The sequence below is a fragment of the Aeromonas sp. MTB genome, from assembly GCF_056632455.1.
The window spans coordinates 846,047-866,348 of sequence record NZ_CP147026.1; the positions used below are offsets into that span (position 1 = coordinate 846,047).

Here is a 20,302-nt window from a genome sequence, read left to right on the forward strand (position 1 = left end):
ACATGTCTAAGAAAATTTTCGACTTCGTAAAACCCGGCGTGATCACTGGTGATGACGTTCAGAAAGTGTTCGCCATCGCTAAAGAGAACGGCTTTGCTCTGCCGGCCGTAAACTGCGTTGGTACCGACTCCGTGAACGCCGTACTGGAAGCTGCCGCCAAGGTTAAAGCGCCGGTTATCGTTCAGTTCTCCAACGGTGGTGCCGTGTTCACCGCCGGTAAGGGTCTGAAGCTGGAAGGTCAGAAAGCTGCCATCCTGGGTGCCATCTCTGGTGCCAAGCACGTTCACGCTGTTGCCGAAGCCTACGGCGTGCCGGTAATCCTGCACACCGACCACGCTGCCAAGAAGCTGCTGCCGTGGATCGACGGTCTGCTGGAAGCGGGCGAGAAGCACTTTGCTGAAACCGGCAAGCCGCTGTTCTCCTCCCACATGCTGGATCTGTCCGAAGAGTCTCTGGAAGAGAACATCGACATCTGCTGCGAGTACCTGACCCGCATGGCCAAGATGAACATGACTCTGGAGCTGGAACTGGGTTGCACCGGTGGCGAAGAAGACGGCGTCGACAACAGCCACATGGATCAGTCCGCTCTGTACACCCAGCCGGAAGATGTTGCTTACGCTTACGAGCGTCTGTCCAAAATCAGCCCGCGTTTCACCATCGCTGCCTCCTTCGGTAACGTACACGGTGTATACAAGCCGGGTAACGTCAAGCTGACCCCGTCCATCCTGGACGCTTCCCAGAAGTACGTTTCCGAGAAGTTTGGCGTTCCAGCCAAGTCTCTGGACTTCGTATTCCACGGTGGTTCAGGTTCCACTCTGGAAGAGATCCGCGAGTCCATCTCCTACGGCGTAGTGAAGATGAACATCGACACCGACACCCAGTGGGCAACTTGGGAAGGTCTGCTGAACTTCTACAAGAAGAACGAAGCTTACCTGCAAGGCCAGCTGGGTAACCCGGAAGGCGCCGACAAGCCGAACAAGAAGTTCTACGATCCGCGCGTATGGCTGCGTGAAGGTCAGACTTCCATGATCAAGCGTCTGGAACAGGCTTTCTCCGACCTGAACGCCATCGACGTACTGTAATTCGTTACAGCACCTTGATTGCATGAAAAGGCGCCCTTCGGGGCGCCTTTTGCATTTCTGTGATCCGTGGTAGCTGGTTTGCCGTGCCGTTGCTGGGTATTATCGAAACAAGTTTGCTTATTTTATTAAACAATTTGCAACAAGGCAGGATGCTGAACATGCAGGCAGGAAAGCACATCGGATATCAGGAGCACGCGGCCTCCTACTACGCCGCGACCCGCAACGATCCGCAGCAGTGGCCGGAACTCGAGGCCGAGCTGAAAGCGGATGTCTGCATTATCGGCGGCGGTTTTACCGGTCTCAACACCGCCATCAACCTGGCTGACGCAGGCTACAAGGTGGTGCTGCTGGAGGCTAACCGCATCGGTTGGGGCGCCTCCGGGCGCAACGGCGGCCAGCTTATTCGCGGTATCGGCCACGATACCAGCCAGTTCGCCCGCTGGATTGGTGAGGAAGGGGTACGCGAGCTCGACCTGATGGGGCTGGAGGCGGTGCAGCTGGTGCGTGAGCGGGTTGAGCGTTTCAATATCGAGTGTGACCTCACCTGGGGTTACTGCGATCTGGCCACCCGTCAGCGCCATCTGGCCGGCTTCGAGGAGGATCTCGACCATCTGGCGAGCCTTGGCTATGAGCACGAACTCAAACTGGTGCCGCGGGAAGATATCCATAGCGTGGTGGGGTCTGATCGCTATATTGGCGGCCTCATCGACATGGGCTCCGGCCATCTCCATCCCCTCAATCTGGCGCTCGGCGAGGCACGTGCCGCCGCCAGCCTCGGGGTCTCCCTGTTTGAACACTCCCGAGTGACCCATATCGATTACGGCAAGCAGGTGGAGGTGACCACGGCTCATGGGCGGGTCACCGCCGATTATCTGGTGATCGGCTGCAACGCCTATCTCAACGACCTCAACCCAGAGCTGGGAGGGCGGGTGCTGCCCGCGGGCTCCTATATCCTCGCCACCGAGGTGCTGGATCGCCGCTTGCGCCAGCGCTTGCTGCCGCAAAACATGGCGGTGTGCGATCAAAATGTGGCGCTCGACTACTACCGTCTCTCCGCCGACGGTCGTCTGCTGTTTGGTGGGGCCTGCAACTACTCGGGAAGGGATCCCCGCGATATCAAGGCCTTCATGCTACCCAAGTTATTGCGGGTATTCCCCGAGCTGGCTGGCACTGCCATCGAGTTTCAGTGGGGGGGCATGATCGGGATTGGCGCCAACCGGCTGCCGCAGATTGGCCGTCTCAAGGAACACCCCAACGTGTTCTACGCCCAGGCCTACTCGGGTCACGGCCTCAACTCTACCCATATGGCGGGCAAGCTGGTGGCCGAGGCGATCCGCGGCGAAAGCCGGGGTTTCGATCTCTTTGCCAGCGTGCCCCATATCACCTTCCCCGGCGGCCCGGCGTTGCGCTCCCCGCTGTTGGCACTGGGTATGCTGTGGCACCGGATGAAGGATATCTTCTGACCCCCATTGTCAGCCTGTGCAGTGATGGCTGAACTAAGCCCCCTTGCCAGCCCTTGTTTATAGCGGGTTAGCACTATCGTTCCGCCCGATAGACCAAAAGATGCATTCGCGCCAATCTCGTCCGATTGGCGCTATCTTTTAGGTGTGAGAGCGGTTATCTGCCAAGGGGCAAGGGGTTGTCAGATTGCCGGAATATTTGCCGAGAAAGGGCCGAGGACGGGGAGAGGAGGGCCAAGATGGAGATAAATGTGGTCGCGTCAGGCGGGCTCACCCCGCTGGCGCAACGGCAGGGTTCTCCCGCCGTGCAGGCACAGGAGCGGGCTGTGACTTCACCATCAACGGGCAGTGACAGCCTGGTGCGCGACCTTGGCGCTGTGCTGGATGAGCTGGGGCTGTCACCGCAAGGGGAGAGCAGCGGCGGTGGCACTGTTTCAATCAGGGATTCGCTGGAAGCGTTCATCAACACCATGATGGGCTCCCTGCAACAGCAGCAGGAGCAGCAGTTGGCATTGCAGCAACAACAGCGGCAAGAGCAGGAACAGCGCAAACTCGCCATCGCCGACAGCAGCGAAAACCCGCTCAAACGGGATCTGGAGCGCCTGCTGGAGACGCTGGATCAGCAGGGCGGACAGGGAAAAGAGAGCGAGCAAGGAGCCGAAAGCGAAGCGTTGAACCCCTTGCAGAACCAGCTGACCAAGCTGCTGGAGAGCAGTGGTGCGGCAGAGAGAGGGGTCACCCTCAAGGAGGTGCTGTCAGGGTTGGCCAGCAAGTTGCCGAGCGAAACCGCCGAGCGAAAAGGGTATCGGGTCGATACCCAGGTTTGAGCTGGTTGGCAACGGCAGTCCAGTCGTTGCAGTGCGTAAGGGGTGGGCAGCCCTTTATTGGGCCGGTTCCGCCAGCCGCCATCCCTGTTCGTCCTTCATCATCCACACCTCGGCCTCTTGTGGCAGCACCTGGCCCGCCTCGAACTCGCCATATTTTCGCTCGAGCTCCATCAGCCCCATCTCCTGCTGGAAGGGGCCAACCCGGTCGTAGACCAGGTCCTCGTCGTGCAACACCTGCAACTGATCGAGCCCCTGCTTGAAGTGGAGCTGGTAACTCACCTTGACCAGATAGACCCCCTCCATCCGCTCCTCCTTGCCGAGGATGGTGAAGTCGCTGATATCGAACAGGTTGGCGTCTGTCTCGGCCAGTAGCTTGGCGGTGACCTGCTGGCGGATATCCTCTTCACCGGGCCCTGCACTGCAGCCATAAAGCCAGAGGGCTAGCAGGGGGATGAACCACTTTTTCATCAAAACTCCGGACAAGTGCAAAACGAGAGGGGCGATTGTGCCACGCGAATGCGCGGCGGCAAACCTCGGCTCACGGTTCCAGTGAACGTTCCAGCACGATGGCCTCGGCCCGATAACCAGCCAGCTCGCGGCGATAGCACTCGGTGAAGCCTCTGCGCAGCCAGAAGGATAGAGCACTCTCATTGCTGGCAATCACTGAGAGGCGAAGCCGGGTAGCCCCCCATGAGCTTGCCAGCGTGCAGGCGTGAAGATAGAGCGACTGACCACGGCCACTCCCTTGCCAGGGTTCCCCCACCAGTAACAGACCCAGATAGGCGGTGTCTGGATTGGGGTAGCCGCGCAGCAGATCAATGACAGCGGTGAGTTCTCCCTGCTCCCAGCGGCCGATGAGATGTTTGTCGGAGAGAGGCAGGCCGGATGGGCAGGCGACAAGTTCCTCTTCTCCTGCCTGTGCAGAGAGAGGGTCATTGCTCACCGCCGCCTGATAGGAGGGGGTCTGCTCGAACAGCCGCTGCAAGGCAGGTGCATCGCTTGTCTGCAGCCGACGCAACTCAGTGTGCATCACTTACCATCTCGAGGTGTTTGGCAAAGGGAATAGGCGCCATAAAACCGGTGACCCGCTGGCCTGTCAGCTCCTTGCCCTCGCGGTCGAAGAAGATGAGGGTCGGCAGCCCCAGCACATTGAGACCGTTGAGCAGCTCGACATCGGCATCGTCGTTGGCGGTGACATCCGCCTGCAGCAGCACCATCTGGCCGAAGCGCTCGCGCACTGCCGGGTCGCTGAAGGTCTTGTGCTCGAACTCCTTGCAGGCGACGCACCAGTCGGCGTAGAGGTCAAGCAGCACCGGCTTGCCGCGGGCGGCGGCTAGCTGCACCTTGAGATCATCCAGGGTCTTGATGCGGATAAACTGCGGCGCCGTTTGACTGGCATCCGCCGTGACGGCAGCAGGGGGGGCCGGTTGCAGCAGATCCTTGCCCACTACCACGGCGCTGATCATCGCCAGCAACAGCACGAAGCCGCGCACGCTTTTGGCCACCGAGTGGGGCTGGTGCTGGTTGTGGTGATAGAGATAGCCGCACAGCAGCAGCCCCCAGCCGAGCCAGGCGAGAGTAGCAATCTGATCGCTCCAGAGCCGTGACAGCAGCAGGATCGGCACTGCCAGCAGGGCAAAACCAAACAGCTGCTTGATCACATCCATCCAGGCGCCCGCCTTGGGCAGTAGCTTGCCACCCGAGGTGCCGAGCAGCAGCAGCGGCAGCCCCATCCCCAGTGACAGCGCATAGAGCGCCGCCCCGCCAAGCCAGAGATCACCGCTCTGGGCCACGTAGATCAGCGCCCCCGAGAGCGGCGCCGTGGTGCAGGGGGAGCAGACCAGCCCGGAGATCATCCCCATGATGGCGACCCCGACTACCGAGCCGCCCTGCTGGCGGTTGGAGAGGCCGGAGAGACGGGTTTGCAAACTGCTCGGCAGTTGCAGGGTATAGAGTCCGAACATGGAGAGGGCCAGCAGCACGAACATCACCGAGAGGCCGATCAGCACATAGGGGTGTTGCAGCGCCGCCTGGAATTTCAAACCCGCCGAGGCCACTACCAGACCCAGCAGGGTGTAGGTGACCGCCATCCCCTGCACATAGACCATGGAGAGCAGGAAGGCACGACCGGTAGAAAGGCGATGGCCGGCACCGGCGATGATGCCGGTCAGAATGGGATACATGGGGAAGACGCAGGGGGTGAAGGCGAGCCCCAATCCCAGGGCGAAGAAGGCGACGATGCTGAGCCAGAACCCCTGATGGCCGAGGGCGGCGGCCAGCTGATCCTGCTGGCTAACCGGTGCGACGCTTTGTGCCGTTTCAGCAGTGGACGCTGTGGTTGCCGTGACCAGCGGGGCCACGTCGATCAGTTTGTCGGTCGGCGGGTAGCAGAGGCCGTCGGTACAGCCCTGATAGCGCACCCGCAGGGTGGCGCCGTCACCCACGTCTTTGAGCGGCACCGCGATGCTCACCTGCTGGTAGTAGACCCGGGTCTTGCCGAAGAAGTCATCCTCGTGCTCGGTGCCTTCTGGCAGGGTCGGCTCGCTGAAGGTGAGATTGCTTCCCTTGAAGCGCAGGCTGTGGCGATAGAGGTAGTAGTCGTCGGCGATATGGAGGGTCAGCAGCAGCTGATCGCCACGCTGTTCGCTCTCGATCTGAAAGGCCTCATCGACCTGCAAAAATTTGGGCTTGGCGTTGGCCTCAATACCCAGCGAGCTGAGCAGATCGGCGCCGCTGGCGCGGGCAGGGGAGCTGCCCACTGTTGTCATCAACAGGGCACAGAGCAGCAACAGGGGAAAGAGCAAGCGATTGAACGTCATGAGGTCTCCCCATTGAGCCAGTCGAGATAGGCAGGTAGTCCGGCACTCACCGGCAGGGCCAGCAGCTCGGGCACCTCATAGGGGTGATTGGCTTGAATACATGCCTGCAACTCGGCAAAGAGTGGCTGGCGGGATTTGATGATGAGCTGAATCTCGGTGGCGCGCTCCACCTTGCCTTGCCAGCGATAGACGGAGGTGACGCCCGGCAGTTGATTGATGCAGGCGGCCAGCCGCTGGTTCAGCAGCTGCTCGCAGAGAAGGTCGGCACTGGTTTGATCTGGGCAGGTGCAGAGCACCACAATGGCGTCGGTCATAAAGCGGATCTTCACCTCGTTGGGGTAAACCGGGCAGGCGCCCTTGCCGTCTCATCCCTGTCTGTGGATGAAGGTGAAAAAAGCGCCTGAAAATCAGGGGCTACTATACCCCAGAGGCGCTTCAAATAGCATCTGTAGCCATTTGTGAGCCAGCGCCAAAAATTTGTGGGGGGCATGAGATAGACGCTGTCATGGGGACAGGGCAGAATGAGCGGGCTTGTTCCCAATTGACGTAAGGAAATGTATGACCCAACAGAATGAGCAGCAGAGAAACCGCATGTTGAGCCTGCTGCGCGAAGGTGAGCGCCGCATGTTGGTTCAATTGGCCGGGCTGCTGCGCACGACCGCCGATGAAATCAATGCCGAGCTGGAGAAAGAGGAGCTGATGGCCACCCTGGAGCAGCCCATTACAGTGGAGTATCTCAACGGCGTGGTGCAGCACCATCTGTTCGAGCGCAAACACAAGGGAGATATGGCGGTTGCCCAGCAGATCCTGAGCGATTATCAGAGCGAGCTGGAAGCGCTGCAGGCCGCTCAGGCGCAGCCTGAAGAGGCTGTCGCAACTGACGAGAGCGGCGAAGAGCTCAAGGCCCAGGCTTGAGCGACGGGCAGGCCTGAATCCTTACCTCTGAATCAGCCGGCCTGCCAGCGCTGATCCCTGTTGCGGCCCCATCATGTCTGTCATGATGGGGCCGTGTCGTTTCTTCTGTAGTCTTTCCTTGTTGACCTTCACTTCTCGGTTTCAATCCAACTGATTCGTGCCTTAGCGCGCCTCTTGTGGCATGCCGTGCGGCACTTCGCGGGGGATGGGGAACACCTTGTCATAGCCCCAGTTGTAGACGAAGGCATAGATCAGATAGAAGACGACGAAGCCCAGATCCAGCACCAGCGCTTCCAGCAGGCTGACGCTCAGCCACCAGGACATGACCGGCAGCGCGACGATCAGCAGACCGCCCTCAAAGCCGAAGGTATGCAGCACCCGTTGCCACAGGGTTTTGTGGGTATGGCCCTGATATTTGAGCAGCAGCTTGTCGACCCCGATGTTGTAGATGTAGTTCCAGACGGTGGCCAGCACCGAGAAGAACAGTGCCAGCGGGCCCATATGGTTGAGCCCTACCCCGGTAACCCAGCTGGCCAGCGGGGCGGCAATCAGCAGGCCAATGAATTCAAAGCCAATGGCATGGCGCAGGCGATCGTTACGGGTACGCATAAGTCACTCTCTCAATCAGGTTCATTCACGAATTGCAGGTTAATCTATAGATCTTTAGCGATAGATTCATGTTGGTATCCATCGCTAAAATAGATTGATGAGAGGGCTTGCCGGAGGGCCATAAGATGACGCCATCACTGGAACAACTGAGGATCTTGCTGGCGGCCGCCGAAACCGGCTCGTTTTCCGCTGCCGCCCGCAAGCTGGGCAAGGCGCAGTCGGTAGTGAGCAGCGCCATCGCCAATCTGGAGATCGATCTGGCGCTCACCCTGTTTGACCGCAGCGGCCGCTATCCGCAGCTGACGGAGGCGGGGGCACGCATGGTGCAGGAGGCGGGGATCCTGCTGGCGCAGAGTGAACGGTTGCAATCCATTGCCGGAGAGCTGGCGGCCGGGGTGGAGACGCGCCTCACCCTGGCCATCGATGATGATTCCCACCTCCCCTGGCTCGGCACCCTGCTGGAGGATTTCGCCACTCGTTACCCGACCGTGGAGCTGGAGCTGCTCTTCCCGCTGATGGAGGATGTGACCGAGATGCTGGTGACCGGCCGGGCCCAGCTCGGCATCAGTTATCAGAAGGTGCATCCCCAGCGAGAGATTGTCGCCCATTCGCTGGGGGAGGTGACCATGCCGCTGGTGGTGTCACCGGATCATCCGCTGGCCCGCAAGCAGCCGCTGCGGGAGGTCGATCTGCAGGGGGCACGCCAGCTGATGGTGACCGGCCGACGGGAAGGGAGCGAGCGCCAGCGTTTTCGCATCTCGGCTCAGGTGTGGTGGGTCGAGGGGGATCTCGGGGTGCTGGAGCTGGTCAAGCGGGGCCTTGGCTGGTCCGCCATCCCGGAATTTCTGCTGCATCAACCGCTGAAGCGGGGCGAGGTTGTTGTGTTGGAGCCGGACTTTATCGCCAGCCACGCGCTGGCGCTGGAGCTGCAGTGGCATCGCGCCCGCCCGCTGGGGCAGGCGGGGCGCTGGCTGAAGGAGGCACTGCTGGCGCGCGTGCCTCGCTAGCCGACCTTACTCGGTCAGGGCGTAAGGCAGGGGTTGCAGGGTGAGGCGGGAGCCTTCGTCCTGCTTGAGGCGGAATTGGGCGTCAGCCTCGGTATCTTTTGGTAGCACGGCGGTGAGCCACACCTGCCCGGCCTGTTGCCAGGCGTTGAGCACCATGCCGCTGCGGCGCCAGTTGTCACCCAGTTGCAGCTCCAGGGTATCGCCGCTGGCGACCGGCTCGCCGGTAGTCCCCGCCAGAAGGAACAGGGCGCGGTTGTTGGCGCCGCGATACTTGGCGCGGGCCACCGTCTCTTGCCCCATGTAGCAGCCCTTGTTGAAGCTGATGCCGTCCAGTGCCTGCAGGTTGAGCATCTGCGGGATGAACTCCCCCTGATGCACCGCCTCCATGTGCGGCAGGCCCGCCTTGATCTCGAGCCCCCACCAGAGTGATTCGTCACCTTGCGGCAAGGCGTCGGCTTGCTGATTGCTCACCAGCAGCCAGCGATCCTGCTCAATCTTCACCGCCATGCCGCCGTCGATCAGACCGCTCTGCAGAAGGCCAAACTGCTCGGCGATCCACTCATCGCTGCCCGCACCGGCGATCCCGGTGGCGTGGCGTTCATCGGCGGCGATCTCGACCTTGGAGAAGACGGCAAATTTCTTCAGCTCCGGCAACTGACGCTCCAGTACAGAGGGGCTGGTCAGCAGCAGCAGACTGTCGTCGAGGCAGAGCAGGCGGAAATTGCTCCACAGCTTGCCCTTGGGATCACAGTGGCCGCCCGGGGTCTGTTGCCCCGGTTGCAGGGCGTTGACATCACAGGTGACCTGACCTTGCAGATATTTGGCGCGATCCTGGCCGCTGATACGGGTGATGGCCAGCTTGGTCAGGGGGAAGCGGGTCGGCTCGGCAGGAAAAACAGGTGGTTGCAGGCTCACGATGGTATTCCAGAGAGAAAGTATGTGAGCTGCATGGTAAAGACGTAACTAATGTTTGTCAGCCGGAAAATCCAGCTGGTACCATCCCCCGGTCTTTGTAAGGAGAGTGCCATGTTGAGCCCAGTTGAAAAATCCCGCCTGAAGTGGGCCTGCCGTCGCGGTATGCTCGAGCTGGATGTGATCTTTATGCCCTTTTTCGAACACGAGTTCGACTCCCTGAGCGAAGCCGATCAGCAGACCTTTATCCGCCTGCTGGCGAGCGACGATCCGGATCTGTTCAAATGGTGCATGGGTCATGGTGTCCCTGCCGATCCCGCATTTGCCGCCATGATCCCGATGATCCTGGAGCGCAATCAGGCGCGCCACGACCGCCAGGGGTAATACCGTGGAGCGGGTGATCATGACGGTTCACCCCTCCCGCCATCAGCAATATTTGCTGGTGGCCCTCTTTTTGTTGCTGCTCTGGCCGGTGGCTGGCCTGATTGCCGGTTGGCAGTGGGCACTGTGGCTGCCCGTCTGGTTGGTGTCGCTCTGGCTGAGCTGGCGTGCGCTCGCCGCGCCCCCGTGCGAGCTCGTCTGGGATGGCCAGTGGCTACAGTGGCAAGGTCGTCGCTATCAGCTTGACAAGAAAAGCCGCATTCTGCCCGGTGTGCTCAGGCTGGCGCTTTGTCCCGATCCGCAAGAGAGTGGAGCCGTGTCGCCACGGCAACTGTGGCTCTTCTCCGATGCCCTTCCCCCCGAACATTACCGCCTGCTGGCGCGAGCCATCCACTTTCTGCCGTCCCGGCGCTGACGCCTGCTTTCCGTGATGACCATGCGCTGATTTATCGCGATAAGCTGCTGCAATGTGGCTGGCGGCACTCTTTTTGTGGCTGAAAAGCGGTTGAAAACAAGTGACCCCGCCGGGGCGGGGTCACTGATTGCTGTAACGTTTGACAGGAAGGGGGATTAATCCCGCTCCGGGGTCAGTACGGTCGGCTTGGAGTCCGGCAGCATATCCGGATAATCCAGGTTGTAGTGCAGGCCGCGCGACTCCTTGCGCTGCAGGGCGCAGTTGACGATAAGTTCGGCCACCTGCAGCAGGTTGCGCAGCTCCAGCAGGTTGTTGGAGACGCGGAAGTTGGCGTAGTACTCCTGCACCTCCTGCTTGAGCAGGTCGATGCGGCGCTTGGCGCGGGCGAGGCGCTTGTTGGTACGCACTATCCCCACGTAATCCCACATCATCAACCGCAGCTCGTGCCAGTTGTGCTGGATCACCACCAGTTCGTCGGAATCTTCCACCTTGCTCTCGTCCCACACCGGCAGGCGCGGTGGCTCCACGCTCATCGGCAGCTTGGCCAGAATGTCGGCCCCCGCCTGATGGGCATAGACCACGCATTCCAGCAGGGAGTTGGAGGCCATGCGGTTGGCGCCGTGCAGACCGGTGTAGGTCACTTCACCGATGGCGTAGAGGCCGGGGATATCGGTCTGGCCGTTGTTGTCGATCATCACGCCGCCACAGGTGTAGTGGGCGGCCGGCACTATGGGCATCGGCTCCTTGGTGATATCGATACCGACCGCAAGGCAGCGCTCATAAATGGTCGGGAAGTGCTTGATGATGAAGTCGGCCGGTTTGTGGCTGATATCCAGATACATGCAATCCGCCCCGAGCCGCTTCATCTCGTGGTCGATGGCGCGGGCGACGATGTCGCGCGGCGCCAGCTCGGCCCGCTCGTCAAACTCCGGCATAAAGCGGCTGCCGTCCGGGCGGCGTAGATAGGCCCCCTCGCCACGCAGTGCTTCGGTCAGCAGGAAGTTGGGGTCGTCCGGGTGGAACAGGCTGGTGGGGTGGAACTGGTTGAACTCCAGGTTCGCCACCCGGCAGCCGGCCCGCCATGCCATGGCGATGCCATCGCCAGAGCTCACATCCGGGTTGGAGGTGTACTGGTAGACCTTGGAAGCACCTCCGGTGGCCAGTGCCACGAAACGGGCACGGATCACCTCGACCTGCTCGGCATTGCGGTTCCAGACGTAGGCGCCCAGTACCTTGTTGCCCGGCAGGTTGAGCTTGCGGGTGGTGATGAGGTCGACCGCGTTGAAGCGCTCCATCAGCTGGATATTGGGGTGAGCGCGCACCTGATCGATCAGGGTCAGTTGCACCGCCTTGCCGGTGGCGTCGGCCGCGTGGAAGATGCGGCGATGGCTGTGGCCCCCTTCCCGGGTGAGGTGGTACTGAGACTCGCCGTCGGCGTTCTCCTCCTGATCGAAGGGGACCCCTTGCTGAATGAGCCACTGGATGGACTCGCGGGCGTGGCGGGCGGTGAACTCCACCACTGCCGGGTCACACAACCCGGCGCCCGCGTTGAGCGTGTCGCTCACGTGGGATTCGATGCTGTCGGTTTCGTCGAAAACGGCAGCGATGCCTCCTTGCGCATAGAAAGTGGCCCCTTCACTGATGGGCCCCTTGCTCAGAACCAGGACTTTGGCGTGGTCTGCCAATCGCAACGCGAGGGACAAACCAGCGGCACCGCTGCCAATGATCAGTACATCGCAAAGGTATTCAACACTTGCTTTCATAAGTATCATTGGCCTGGATTAAGAACTGGCACCATGGTAGCCCAAGCGAGGGCGAGGATGCAGCCTGCATCACATTTTTTTCAATTGAAGCGAACTTTCTTTGATTCTCCCTGTCTGAACTTGTGCGCTTAGGAAGGGCCGGAAAAGAAAAACGATAACCTGATGGGGGTTTTACGGCTCTGATGAGCGACCAGAATCTACTGGACGAACAGCTGGTTGAACGGGTCCAGCGCGGCGATAAAGCAGCTTTCAACCTGTTGGTAAAAAAATACCAGCATAAGGTGGTCAACCTGGTTGCCAGGTATGTCAACAATCCCGGTGATGTGCCCGATGTGGCGCAAGAGGCCTTTATAAAAGCCTACCGTGCATTGCCGACATTCCGTGGCGAAAGTGCTTTTTACACCTGGTTGTACCGAATTGCCGTGAACACGGCGAAGAATTATCTCACCTCCCAGGGGCGCAGGCCGCCCAGCAGTGATGTGGAGGCTGACGAAGCGGAGTCTTATGGCGGTGGTGAAGCCTTGCAAGAGGTCTCAACCCCCGAAAACCTGGCGCTGACTGACGAGATCAAACGCACCGTGTTTTCAGCCATAGAGGCATTGCCGGAAGACCTGAGGACAGCTATCACCCTTCGCGAACTGGAAGGGCTGAGCTACGAAGAGATTGCCGAAATCATGGATTGCCCCGTGGGTACGGTCAGATCCCGTATCTTCCGGGCGAGGGAAGCAATCGATAAAAAGCTGCAACCTCTGATCGAGAATTAACTGGGGAAAGACGGGTTAACTTATGGCAAATAAAGAGCAAATCTCTGCCCTGATGGATGGTGACCTGAGTGACGCAGAGGTACTGAACGAGCTGGAGATGGACTCCGACTTGCAAGATACCTGGGGTCGTTACCACCTGATCGGCGATGCCATGCGGGGTGACCTGCCGGTCAATCTGCAACTGGATCTCAGTGACAGCATCATGGCTGCGCTGGAGGATGAGCCCACCATACTGGCACCCAAGCCGGTTGAGGTTCTGCCTGTGCTGCAACCTGTCGTTGCACCGGTCAAGACAGATGCCAATGTGGTTCCGTTGTTCCGCCGGGTCGGTCAGCAACTGGGTCAATATGCCATTGCGGCATCCGTGGCCGCTGCCGTTATCTTCGGGGTGCAGCAGTATCAGGGACAGGATGGCGTTCCGGCCAATCCGGTGCTCAATACCATTCCAATCGGTGGCAGTGCTGCACCTGTGAGTGTTCACTATCCGCAACAGGATGGCGCCCGTGCCCGTCAGCAGGGGCTGACCGAACAGCAGATGCAGGAGCAGCGGGAGCGGATCAACGCCTTCCTGCGTGACCACCAGTTGCAGCAGCGCCTGTTGCAAGACAGACAGATCCAACAATAACGAATTGTCAGGGATACAAACGTGCGCCAGTCCAGCCGTATTTTGCTGGCCTCTCTCCTGCTGATCAGTGCCAAGGCCTCGGCCGACGATAAGTCGGCCGAGGCCTTGTTGCAGCAGATGCAGAGTGCCGTGCAGCAACAGAATTTCGAGTTGTCCATGGTCAAGGCCCGTCAGGGGCGTCTTGAACCGATCCGGATCAGCCATGCCGTGATCAACGGCAAGGAAGTGGCCCACCTCAGTTACCTCGACGGCAAGGCGATCGAGTATCTCCAGCGCCAGAACGAATACACCTTCTTTGAAAACAGCCACGATCCCTACACCCTGAAGGATGCCCGCTTCCCCGGCATCTGGTCGACCCTGGTGAAGATGCCGCTGGCACAGGTGCTGGAGAGCTATGATCCTGTGCTGGCCGGCCGCAGCCGGGTTGCCGGTGTGGTGGCGCAGGTGGTAAGGCTGGTGCCTAAAGAGGCCGACAAATATGGTTTCGTGCTCTGGATTGATGAGCAGAGCCACTTGCTGCTGCGGATCGACATGGTCGAGCGGGAAGGCAATCTGGTGGAGCAGGTGCTCGGTGTCGAACTGGATCTGCAGAGCAAACCGGCCCCCTGGCTGGTGAAGCTGGCCAACAGCAAGCAGCCTCCGGCGCTGGCGCTGGAGGATGCCTATCCGGCGCCACAACAGCAGTTGAACTGGCAGATCACCTGGCTGCCCGATGGCTTCAAGGTGCTGTCGCAAGACCGGCACCAGCTGGTGACCACCAGTATGCCGGTGGACTACATGATGCTCTCCGACGGGCTGGTGGATCTCTCGGTCTACGTCTCCCGGGTGGATCCCAAGCAGGCGGTGCGCCAGCAGCTGATCCGCCAGGGGGCGACCTCGCTGGTGAGCTATGTCAACGAGGTGGGGGTCGAGATCACCGTGGTCGGTGAGGTGCCTGCCGAAACCGCCAAGCGCATCGCCGAGTCGGTCCAGCCGCTGGCCCGCAACGAAGCGGTGCAGTAACGGGGGATGCGGGGTTCTTCACCGCTTGCCGAGCGTGGCGAGTCGTGGTCAGATCCCCTGATTGTGTGAACCCGAGGTGTTGCCGTGAATGAGATGAGTGAAGAGCTGGCGACCGTGGTGGCCATTGAGGGTGACCATGCCTGGGTGGAGTGTGAGCGTCGCTCCGCCTGCAGTGGTTGTCAGCAGCAATCCAACTGCGGTACCGGCACCGTGGCCAAGGCGTTTCCCCTGAAAGCTCCCCGCTTGCGGGTCAGGCTGACCGCCGAGGTGCGGGTTGGCCAGCAAGTGAGGCTCGGTATCCCGCAGGAGAGTCTGCTGCGCGGGGCGGCGCTGGTCTATGTGCTGCCGCTTTTCTGCCTGTTGGCCGGCGCCTTGCTGGGGCAGCTCTGGCTGGCACCGCTGCTCTCGGGCGGGGAGGGAATTACCATTCTCTGCTGCCTGCTGGGGGGCGTGCTGGGCTTTTTACTGGTTCGTTACTTTTCCAACCGCCTGGATCAGGGGCGCTACGGCCCGCAGATGCTCGGCGTGGTCGTCCCTGTCCGCATTCTCCCCTGACTGAACAGGCGCTATTTCACTGGCGCTGGCGACTAAAGAATGGCCGTCAGCCGGGTTATCCAGTAAAATCTCGCCTCCATAACTGACCTTAACTAATTTTGAGTGACTCTTGCTCGATGAAACACATTCGTAACTTTTCGATTATTGCGCACATCGACCACGGTAAATCGACCCTGTCGGACCGTCTGATCCAGACTTGCGGTGGCTTGTCCGACCGCGAGATGCAGGCTCAGGTGCTTGACTCCATGGATCTGGAGCGCGAGCGCGGCATTACCATCAAAGCACAGAGTGTGACCCTGAACTACCAGGCACAAGACGGTAACACCTACCAGCTGAACTTTATCGACACCCCGGGCCACGTGGATTTCTCCTACGAGGTCTCCCGCTCTTTGGCGGCCTGTGAAGGGGCGCTGCTGGTGGTGGATGCCGGCCAGGGGGTTGAGGCACAGACTCTGGCCAACTGCTACACCGCCATGGAAATGGATCTGGAAGTGGTGCCGGTGCTGAACAAGATTGACCTGCCGGCCGCAGAACCCGAGCGGGTTGCCGAGGAGATCGAAGACATCGTCGGTATCGATGCGGTCGATGCGGTGCGCTGCTCCGCCAAGACCGGTCTGGGTGTTGATCTGGTGCTGGAAGAGATCGTCGCCAAGATCCCGGCGCCGGAAGGTGATCCGGATGCCCCGCTGCAGGCGCTGATCATCGACTCCTGGTTCGACTCCTATCTGGGTGTTGTCTCTCTGGTGCGGATCAAGAACGGTTCCCTGAAGAAGAACGACAAGATCAAGGTGATGAGCACCGGTCAGGTGTGGGGTGTCGATCGTATCGGTATCTTCACGCCCAAGCAGGTGGATACCCAGAGTCTGGGCTGTGGCGAGGTAGGTTGGGTTGTCTGCGGTATCAAGGACATCCACGGCGCGCCGGTGGGCGATACCCTGACTCAGGCCAAGAACGGTGCCGACAAGGCGCTGGCCGGCTTCAAGAAGGTGAAGCCGCAGGTTTATGCGGGTCTGTTCCCTATCTCCAGCGATGACTACGAGTCGTTCCGTGACGCCCTCGACAAGCTCTCCCTGAACGATGCCTCCCTGTTCTTCGAACCGGAGAGCTCTACTGCACTGGGCTTCGGCTTCCGTTGCGGCTTCCTCGGCATGCTGCACATGGAGATCATTCAGGAGCGTCTGGAGCGTGAATACGATCTGGATCTGATCACCACGGCGCCGACCGTAGTCTACGAGATCGAGCTGACTGACGGTTCCACCATCCACATCGACAGCCCGGCCCAGATGCCTGCCATCACCAGCATCAAGGAGATGCGCGAGCCGATCGCCGAGTGTCATATCCTGCTGCCGCAGGAGTACATGGGCAACGTGATCACCCTCTGTATCGAGAAGCGTGGCGTGCAGACCAACATGGTCTACCACGGCAAGCAGGTGGCACTGACCTATGAAATCCCGATGGCGGAAGTGGTGCTCGACTTCTTCGACCGTCTGAAATCCACCAGTCGCGGTTACGCCTCGCTGGACTACGGCTTCAAGCGTTTCGAAACCTCCGACATGGTCCGTCTGGACATCATGATCAACGGTGAGCGCGTCGATGCCCTGGCAATCATCACCCACAAAGACAACGCCCAGTATCGCGGTCGTCAGGTGGTGGAGAAGATGCGCGAGCTGATCCCGCGCCAGATGTTCGATATCGCCATTCAGGCGGCCATCGGCAACCAGATCATCGCTCGCAGCACCGTCAAGGCTCTGCGTAAAGACGTAACCGCCAAGTGCTACGGTGGTGACGTGAGTCGTAAGAAGAAACTGCTGAACAAGCAGAAAGAAGGTAAGAAGCGGATGAAGTCCCTCGGCCGTGTCGACGTGCCGCAGGAAGCCTTCCTCGCGATTCTCCACGTCGGAAAGGATTAATAGATGGCAAGCACGTTTTCCCTGATCCTGGTGGTGGTCTGCGCGATCACCGGTGTTATCTGGTGTCTGGACAAGATGATTTGGTCCAAGCAGCGCGCCGCCAAGATTGCCGTGGCTCGTGCCCATGGCGGTGCCCACCTGGATGAGAAGACCCTGGCCAAGGTGGCCCCCGTGCCGGTCTGGATTGAGCAGACCGCCGGGGTCTTCCCGGTCATCACCTTTGTGCTGATCCTGCGTTCGTTCATTTTTGAACCGTTCCAGATCCCGTCAGGTTCCATGATGCCCACCCTGCTGGTGGGCGACTTCATCCTGGTGGAAAAATTTGCCTATGGTCTGCGGGACCCGGTGACCAACACCAAGTTCCTCGAGACTGGCGAGCCCAAGCGTGGCGACGTGGTGGTGTTCAAGTATCCCCTTGAACCGCGCGTTGACTACATCAAGCGGGTGGTCGGCATGCCGGGTGATCGGGTCATCTATCGCAACAAGGAGCTGATGATCCGGCCCAAGTGCGAAGAGCAGGAAGGGAAAACGTGCCCGGGCTTCAAGAAGCTCGACGTCAAGTTTGAACAAAGAGGCGAATTTACCCAGATGGGGATCCCCCTTGACCGCTATACCGAGCAGTTGGGTGATGTCTCCCACGAGACCCTGCGCAATCCGCTGATGCCCGACATGGTTGGCCGTTACTATCGCCAGCCCGGCACCTACCCCGACGAGTGGGTGGTACCGGAAGGTCAGTATTTCGTGATGGGCGACAACCGCGACAACAGCACCGACAGCCGCTTCTGGGGCTTTGTGCCCGAACAGAATCTGGTCGGCAAGGCGGTCGCTATCTGGATAAGTTTTGAATTCGAGCGCGAAGAAGGCTCCCTGCTGCCAAGTTGGGTACCGACAGGTGTGCGCTTCAACCGCATTGGCGGAATCAAGTAAATGAATATCAAGATGAACAGACTGCAGTCCCGTCTCGGGCATGTTTTTGCGGATCTGGAACTGCTGACCCGGGCGCTGACTCACCGCAGCGCCGGTTCCCGTCACAATGAACGACTGGAATTTCTGGGGGACTCCATTTTGAGTCTGGTGATTGCCGATGATCTGTTCCACCGTTTCCCGCAAGCGGCGGAAGGGGATCTCAGCCGGATGCGCGCCACCTTGGTGCGCGAGAAGACCCTGGCCGAACTGGGCCGGGAGTTTGACCTCGGGGATCACCTGATCCTCGGCCCCGGCGAACTCAAGAGCGGCGGTTTTCGCCGCGAATCTATTCTGGCCGACACGGTCGAGGCGGTGATCGGTGCCGTCTATCTGGATACCAATCTTGAGACGGTGCGGACACTGCTGCTGAGCTGGTATGCCAGCCGCCTGGAAGAGATCAAGCCGGGCATCGAGCAGAAAGATCCCAAGACCCGTCTGCAAGAAATTTTGCAGGGAAGCCGCAAATCCCTGCCGACCTACACCGTGACCAACGTCAAGGGCGAGGCCCACAACCAGGAGTTCACCGTCCAGTGTGACGTGGAAGGTCTGGATGGTCCCCTCGTCGGGGTCGGCACCAGCCGTCGCAAGGCCGAACAGGCCGCGGCGCAGCAAGCATTGGAAAAACTGTCATGACAGATACCACCTACTGCGGCTTTGTCGCCATCGTGGGCCGCCCCAACGTGGGCAAGTCCACCCTGCTCAACAAGCTGCTTGGCCAGAAGGTCAGCATCACCTCGAAGAAGCCCCAGACAACCCGTCACCGGATTTTGGGGATCGACACCGAGGATAACTACCAGACCATCTATGTAGATACCCCGGGTCTGCACATTGAAGAGAAACGGGCCATCAACCGCCTGATGAACCGTGCCGCCACCAGTTCGCTGGGTGATGTGGCCATGGTGGTGTTCATGGTCGACGGTACCCACTGGACCAAAGACGACGAGATGGTGCTGGGCAAGCTGCGCAATCTCAAGTGCCCGGTGGTGCTGGCGGTCAACAAGATTGACAACGTCAAAGAGAAAGAAGATCTGCTGCCCCACCTCGAGTGGCTGGGCCAACAGATGAACTTCGCCCATATCCTGCCCATCAGTGCCGAAAAGGGCACCAACGTGGAGAAGATCCGCGAGTGGGCCAAGGATCTGCTGCCGGAAAACGTCCACTTCTTCCCGGAAGATTACGTGACCGACCGCTCCTCCCGCTTTATGGCCTCCGAAATCATCCGCGAGAAGCTGATGCGCTTTACCGGTGAGGAGCTGCCCTACTCGGTGACGGTGGAGATCGAGCGCTTCAAGGTGGAAGAGAACGGCCTCTACCACATCCACGGCCTGATCCTGGTCGAGCGCGATGGCCAGAAGAAGATGGTCATCGGCAACAAGGGCGAGAAGATCAAGACCATCGGCACCGAAGCGCGCCTCGATATGGAACGTCTGTTCCAGAACAAGGTGCACCTCGAGCTGTGGGTCAAGGTCAAATCCGGTTGGGCTGACGATGAGCGCGCCCTGCGCAGCCTCGGGTATGGCGACGACTGATTGCTGACCCCGGCTTTCGTCATCCACAGTCGGCCCTATCGGGAGACCAGCCAGCTGGTCGAGGTCTTCACCCAGGATAGTGGCCGATTTACTCTGGTGGCTCGCGGTTCTCGCGGGCCACGCTCCCCTCTCAAGGGGCTGCTGCAACCCTTTACCCTGCTCACCATCGCCTGGCGCGGCAAGGGGGATCTCAAGAACCTCACCCAGGTCGAATGCCCGGATCACTCCCTGCGTCTCGGTGGCGATCGCCTCTTCTACGGCCTCTATCTCAACGAGTTGGTCTACTACCTGCTGGAAGCGCACACCCCGTTCCCCGAAGTATTCGACGCCTATGCTCGTGCCATCATGGCGCTGGCCGACGGCGAGACGCCGGAGCTGCCGCTGCGTCGCTTCGAGTTCCTGCTGTTGCAGGCGCTCGGTTATGCGGTGGATTTCGAATACACGGCGGACGACGAGTCGCCCATCGAGCCGACCCTGCTCTATGGCTTCGAGCGTGAATTGGGCTTTGTTGCTTGCGAGCGGGCGCCGGATCCCCGTACCCTGTTTCTCGGTGCCCACCTGCTCGCCTTTGCCGAGGGACGTTTCGATACCCCTCCCTTGCTGCAGGCGGCCAAACGTTTCAGCCGACTGGCACTGCAACCCTATCTGGGCAAGCGCCAGCTAAAGAGCCGGGAGCTGTTTTTAAAACGCAAAGCCAGTATGCAAGGCTGACACAGATTACAGACATACGGATATTGGCGCGGTGTGATTCGCTGACCGCG

At 60.1% G+C, this 20,302-nt stretch carries 23 protein-coding genes; 16 read left to right on the forward strand and 7 right to left on the reverse strand.

The features are described from left to right. Nucleotides 1-2 precede the first annotated feature (2 nt). The 3 genes from fbaA (at nucleotide 3) to WBR25_RS04040 (ending at nucleotide 3,369) form a co-directional block, all read left to right on the forward strand. Nucleotides 3-1,082: a class II fructose-bisphosphate aldolase gene (gene fbaA / locus WBR25_RS04030; protein ID WP_479749442.1), complete on the forward strand. Its 1,080-nt coding sequence runs from the start codon at nucleotides 3-5 to the stop codon at nucleotides 1,080-1,082. A gap of 158 nt (nucleotides 1,083-1,240) precedes the next feature. Then, nucleotides 1,241-2,545 carry an NAD(P)/FAD-dependent oxidoreductase gene (locus tag WBR25_RS04035; protein ID WP_479749443.1) on the forward strand — a complete coding sequence of 435 codons (1,305 nt, stop codon included), beginning with the start codon at nucleotides 1,241-1,243 and terminating at the stop codon, nucleotides 2,543-2,545. 236 nt (nucleotides 2,546-2,781) lie between these two features. Continuing rightward, complete coding sequence (locus tag WBR25_RS04040; RefSeq protein WP_479749444.1) at nucleotides 2,782-3,369, forward strand: hypothetical protein; 588 nt, start codon at nucleotides 2,782-2,784, stop codon at nucleotides 3,367-3,369. A gap of 54 nt (nucleotides 3,370-3,423) precedes the next feature. Here WBR25_RS04040 and WBR25_RS04045 read toward each other — a convergent pair whose 3' ends face one another. The 4 genes from WBR25_RS04045 to cutA all read right to left on the reverse strand — a co-directional run bounded on the left by WBR25_RS04045 (nucleotide 3,424) and on the right by cutA (nucleotide 6,502). Then, nucleotides 3,424-3,837 carry a hypothetical protein gene (locus tag WBR25_RS04045; RefSeq protein WP_042080037.1) on the reverse strand — a complete coding sequence of 138 codons (414 nt, stop codon included), beginning with the start codon at nucleotides 3,835-3,837 and terminating at the stop codon, nucleotides 3,424-3,426. 70 nt (nucleotides 3,838-3,907) lie between these two features. After that, nucleotides 3,908-4,399 (reverse strand): GNAT family N-acetyltransferase, encoded by a 492-nt coding sequence (locus tag WBR25_RS04050; protein ID WP_149152276.1) that lies wholly within the window; start codon nucleotides 4,397-4,399, stop codon nucleotides 3,908-3,910. Beyond that, a complete protein-coding gene (locus WBR25_RS04055; RefSeq protein WP_479749445.1) occupies nucleotides 4,389-6,188 on the reverse strand; it encodes a protein-disulfide reductase DsbD in 1,800 nt (599 codons plus the stop codon). The genes WBR25_RS04050 and WBR25_RS04055 overlap by 11 nt, the downstream gene beginning before the upstream one ends. Beyond that, nucleotides 6,185-6,502: a divalent-cation tolerance protein CutA gene (cutA, locus tag WBR25_RS04060; protein WP_139733334.1), complete on the reverse strand. Its 318-nt coding sequence runs from the start codon at nucleotides 6,500-6,502 to the stop codon at nucleotides 6,185-6,187. Before cutA ends, WBR25_RS04055 begins: the two co-directional genes overlap by 4 nt. Before the next feature lie 244 nt (nucleotides 6,503-6,746). Between cutA and WBR25_RS04065 the strand changes: the two genes are divergently transcribed. Beyond that, complete coding sequence (locus WBR25_RS04065; protein WP_069529227.1) at nucleotides 6,747-7,103, forward strand: hypothetical protein; 357 nt, start codon at nucleotides 6,747-6,749, stop codon at nucleotides 7,101-7,103. Between the two features lie 162 nt (nucleotides 7,104-7,265). Here WBR25_RS04065 and WBR25_RS04070 read toward each other — a convergent pair whose 3' ends face one another. Further along, nucleotides 7,266-7,712 (reverse strand): PACE efflux transporter, encoded by a 447-nt coding sequence (locus tag WBR25_RS04070; protein WP_047436069.1) that lies wholly within the window; start codon nucleotides 7,710-7,712, stop codon nucleotides 7,266-7,268. 125 nt (nucleotides 7,713-7,837) lie between these two features. On the opposite strand from WBR25_RS04070, the gene WBR25_RS04075 reads away from it, so the two are divergent. Continuing rightward, nucleotides 7,838-8,719, forward strand: coding sequence for a LysR family transcriptional regulator (locus WBR25_RS04075; protein WP_479749446.1), 882 nt, complete (start codon nucleotides 7,838-7,840; stop codon nucleotides 8,717-8,719). Nucleotides 8,720-8,725: 6 nt separating this feature from the next. Here the strand turns inward: WBR25_RS04075 and ygfZ are convergent, their stop codons facing one another. Further along, nucleotides 8,726-9,634 carry a tRNA-modifying protein YgfZ gene (gene ygfZ / locus WBR25_RS04080; protein ID WP_479749447.1) on the reverse strand — a complete coding sequence of 303 codons (909 nt, stop codon included), beginning with the start codon at nucleotides 9,632-9,634 and terminating at the stop codon, nucleotides 8,726-8,728. A 111-nt stretch (nucleotides 9,635-9,745) separates the two neighbouring features. Here ygfZ and WBR25_RS04085 point away from each other — a divergent pair, with 111 nt between their 5' ends. Together WBR25_RS04085 and WBR25_RS04090 are read left to right on the forward strand one after the other, a co-directional pair. Continuing rightward, nucleotides 9,746-10,015, forward strand: coding sequence for an FAD assembly factor SdhE (locus WBR25_RS04085; protein WP_005335417.1), 270 nt, complete (start codon nucleotides 9,746-9,748; stop codon nucleotides 10,013-10,015). Nucleotides 10,016-10,034: 19 nt separating this feature from the next. After that, a complete protein-coding gene (locus tag WBR25_RS04090; protein WP_167557014.1) occupies nucleotides 10,035-10,427 on the forward strand; it encodes a protein YgfX in 393 nt (130 codons plus the stop codon). A gap of 155 nt (nucleotides 10,428-10,582) precedes the next feature. On the opposite strand, the gene nadB is transcribed toward WBR25_RS04090, so the two are convergent. Further along, nucleotides 10,583-12,190, reverse strand: a complete 1,608-nt coding sequence (nadB, locus tag WBR25_RS04095; RefSeq protein ID WP_005354382.1) for an L-aspartate oxidase — start codon at nucleotides 12,188-12,190, stop codon at nucleotides 10,583-10,585. A 182-nt stretch (nucleotides 12,191-12,372) separates the two neighbouring features. Between nadB and rpoE the strand changes: the two genes are divergently transcribed. The 9 genes from rpoE (at nucleotide 12,373) to recO (ending at nucleotide 20,252) form a co-directional block, all read left to right on the forward strand. Next, a complete protein-coding gene (rpoE, locus tag WBR25_RS04100) occupies nucleotides 12,373-12,954 on the forward strand; it encodes an RNA polymerase sigma factor RpoE (RefSeq protein ID WP_005335411.1) in 582 nt (193 codons plus the stop codon). Between the two features lie 22 nt (nucleotides 12,955-12,976). Beyond that, the gene (locus tag WBR25_RS04105; protein ID WP_257691800.1) at nucleotides 12,977-13,579 is read left to right on the forward strand and encodes an RseA family anti-sigma factor; all 603 of its coding nucleotides are present in this window, start codon (nucleotides 12,977-12,979) and stop codon (nucleotides 13,577-13,579) included. A 21-nt stretch (nucleotides 13,580-13,600) separates the two neighbouring features. Next, nucleotides 13,601-14,581 carry a MucB/RseB C-terminal domain-containing protein gene (locus tag WBR25_RS04110; protein ID WP_005335407.1) on the forward strand — a complete coding sequence of 327 codons (981 nt, stop codon included), beginning with the start codon at nucleotides 13,601-13,603 and terminating at the stop codon, nucleotides 14,579-14,581. A 93-nt stretch (nucleotides 14,582-14,674) separates the two neighbouring features. After that, nucleotides 14,675-15,136 (forward strand): SoxR reducing system RseC family protein, encoded by a 462-nt coding sequence (locus WBR25_RS04115; RefSeq protein ID WP_040068038.1) that lies wholly within the window; start codon nucleotides 14,675-14,677, stop codon nucleotides 15,134-15,136. 116 nt (nucleotides 15,137-15,252) lie between these two features. Then, entirely contained in the window at nucleotides 15,253-17,046 is a 1,794-nt protein-coding gene (lepA, locus tag WBR25_RS04120) for a translation elongation factor 4 (RefSeq protein ID WP_479749448.1), read from the forward strand. 3 nt (nucleotides 17,047-17,049) lie between these two features. Further along, a complete protein-coding gene (lepB, locus tag WBR25_RS04125; protein WP_005335395.1) occupies nucleotides 17,050-17,973 on the forward strand; it encodes a signal peptidase I in 924 nt (307 codons plus the stop codon). Then, nucleotides 17,974-18,645 carry a ribonuclease III gene (gene rnc, locus WBR25_RS04130; RefSeq protein WP_005335394.1) on the forward strand — a complete coding sequence of 224 codons (672 nt, stop codon included), beginning with the start codon at nucleotides 17,974-17,976 and terminating at the stop codon, nucleotides 18,643-18,645. After that, nucleotides 18,642-19,541 carry a GTPase Era gene (era, locus tag WBR25_RS04135; protein ID WP_005335393.1) on the forward strand — a complete coding sequence of 300 codons (900 nt, stop codon included), beginning with the start codon at nucleotides 18,642-18,644 and terminating at the stop codon, nucleotides 19,539-19,541. Before rnc ends, era begins: the two co-directional genes overlap by 4 nt. Further along, nucleotides 19,542-20,252 carry a DNA repair protein RecO gene (gene recO, locus WBR25_RS04140; RefSeq protein WP_005335391.1) on the forward strand — a complete coding sequence of 237 codons (711 nt, stop codon included), beginning with the start codon at nucleotides 19,542-19,544 and terminating at the stop codon, nucleotides 20,250-20,252. Nucleotides 20,253-20,302: the final 50 nt, after the last annotated feature.

Coding starts and splice junctions, on each gene's coding strand:
- fbaA (WP_479749442.1), top strand. CDS start 3: ATGTCTAAGAAAATTTTCGACTTCGTAAAACCCGGCGTGATCACTGGT.
- WBR25_RS04105 (WP_257691800.1), top strand. CDS start 12,977: ATGGCAAATAAAGAGCAAATCTCTGCCCTGATGGATGGTGACCTGAGT.
- nadB (WP_005354382.1), bottom strand. CDS start 12,190: ATGAAAGCAAGTGTTGAATACCTTTGCGATGTACTGATCATTGGCAGC.
- WBR25_RS04115 (WP_040068038.1), top strand. CDS start 14,675: ATGAGTGAAGAGCTGGCGACCGTGGTGGCCATTGAGGGTGACCATGCC.
- rnc (WP_005335394.1), top strand. CDS start 17,974: ATGAATATCAAGATGAACAGACTGCAGTCCCGTCTCGGGCATGTTTTT.
- WBR25_RS04050 (WP_149152276.1), bottom strand. CDS start 4,399: ATGCACACTGAGTTGCGTCGGCTGCAGACAAGCGATGCACCTGCCTTG.
- WBR25_RS04040 (WP_479749444.1), top strand. CDS start 2,782: ATGGAGATAAATGTGGTCGCGTCAGGCGGGCTCACCCCGCTGGCGCAA.
- era (WP_005335393.1), top strand. CDS start 18,642: ATGACAGATACCACCTACTGCGGCTTTGTCGCCATCGTGGGCCGCCCC.
- cutA (WP_139733334.1), bottom strand. CDS start 6,502: ATGACCGACGCCATTGTGGTGCTCTGCACCTGCCCAGATCAAACCAGT.
- WBR25_RS04070 (WP_047436069.1), bottom strand. CDS start 7,712: ATGCGTACCCGTAACGATCGCCTGCGCCATGCCATTGGCTTTGAATTC.
- lepB (WP_005335395.1), top strand. CDS start 17,050: ATGGCAAGCACGTTTTCCCTGATCCTGGTGGTGGTCTGCGCGATCACC.
- lepA (WP_479749448.1), top strand. CDS start 15,253: ATGAAACACATTCGTAACTTTTCGATTATTGCGCACATCGACCACGGT.
- WBR25_RS04085 (WP_005335417.1), top strand. CDS start 9,746: ATGTTGAGCCCAGTTGAAAAATCCCGCCTGAAGTGGGCCTGCCGTCGC.
- WBR25_RS04065 (WP_069529227.1), top strand. CDS start 6,747: ATGACCCAACAGAATGAGCAGCAGAGAAACCGCATGTTGAGCCTGCTG.
- WBR25_RS04090 (WP_167557014.1), top strand. CDS start 10,035: ATGACGGTTCACCCCTCCCGCCATCAGCAATATTTGCTGGTGGCCCTC.
- WBR25_RS04045 (WP_042080037.1), bottom strand. CDS start 3,837: ATGAAAAAGTGGTTCATCCCCCTGCTAGCCCTCTGGCTTTATGGCTGC.
- WBR25_RS04055 (WP_479749445.1), bottom strand. CDS start 6,188: ATGACGTTCAATCGCTTGCTCTTTCCCCTGTTGCTGCTCTGTGCCCTG.
- WBR25_RS04035 (WP_479749443.1), top strand. CDS start 1,241: ATGCAGGCAGGAAAGCACATCGGATATCAGGAGCACGCGGCCTCCTAC.
- WBR25_RS04075 (WP_479749446.1), top strand. CDS start 7,838: ATGACGCCATCACTGGAACAACTGAGGATCTTGCTGGCGGCCGCCGAA.
- rpoE (WP_005335411.1), top strand. CDS start 12,373: ATGAGCGACCAGAATCTACTGGACGAACAGCTGGTTGAACGGGTCCAG.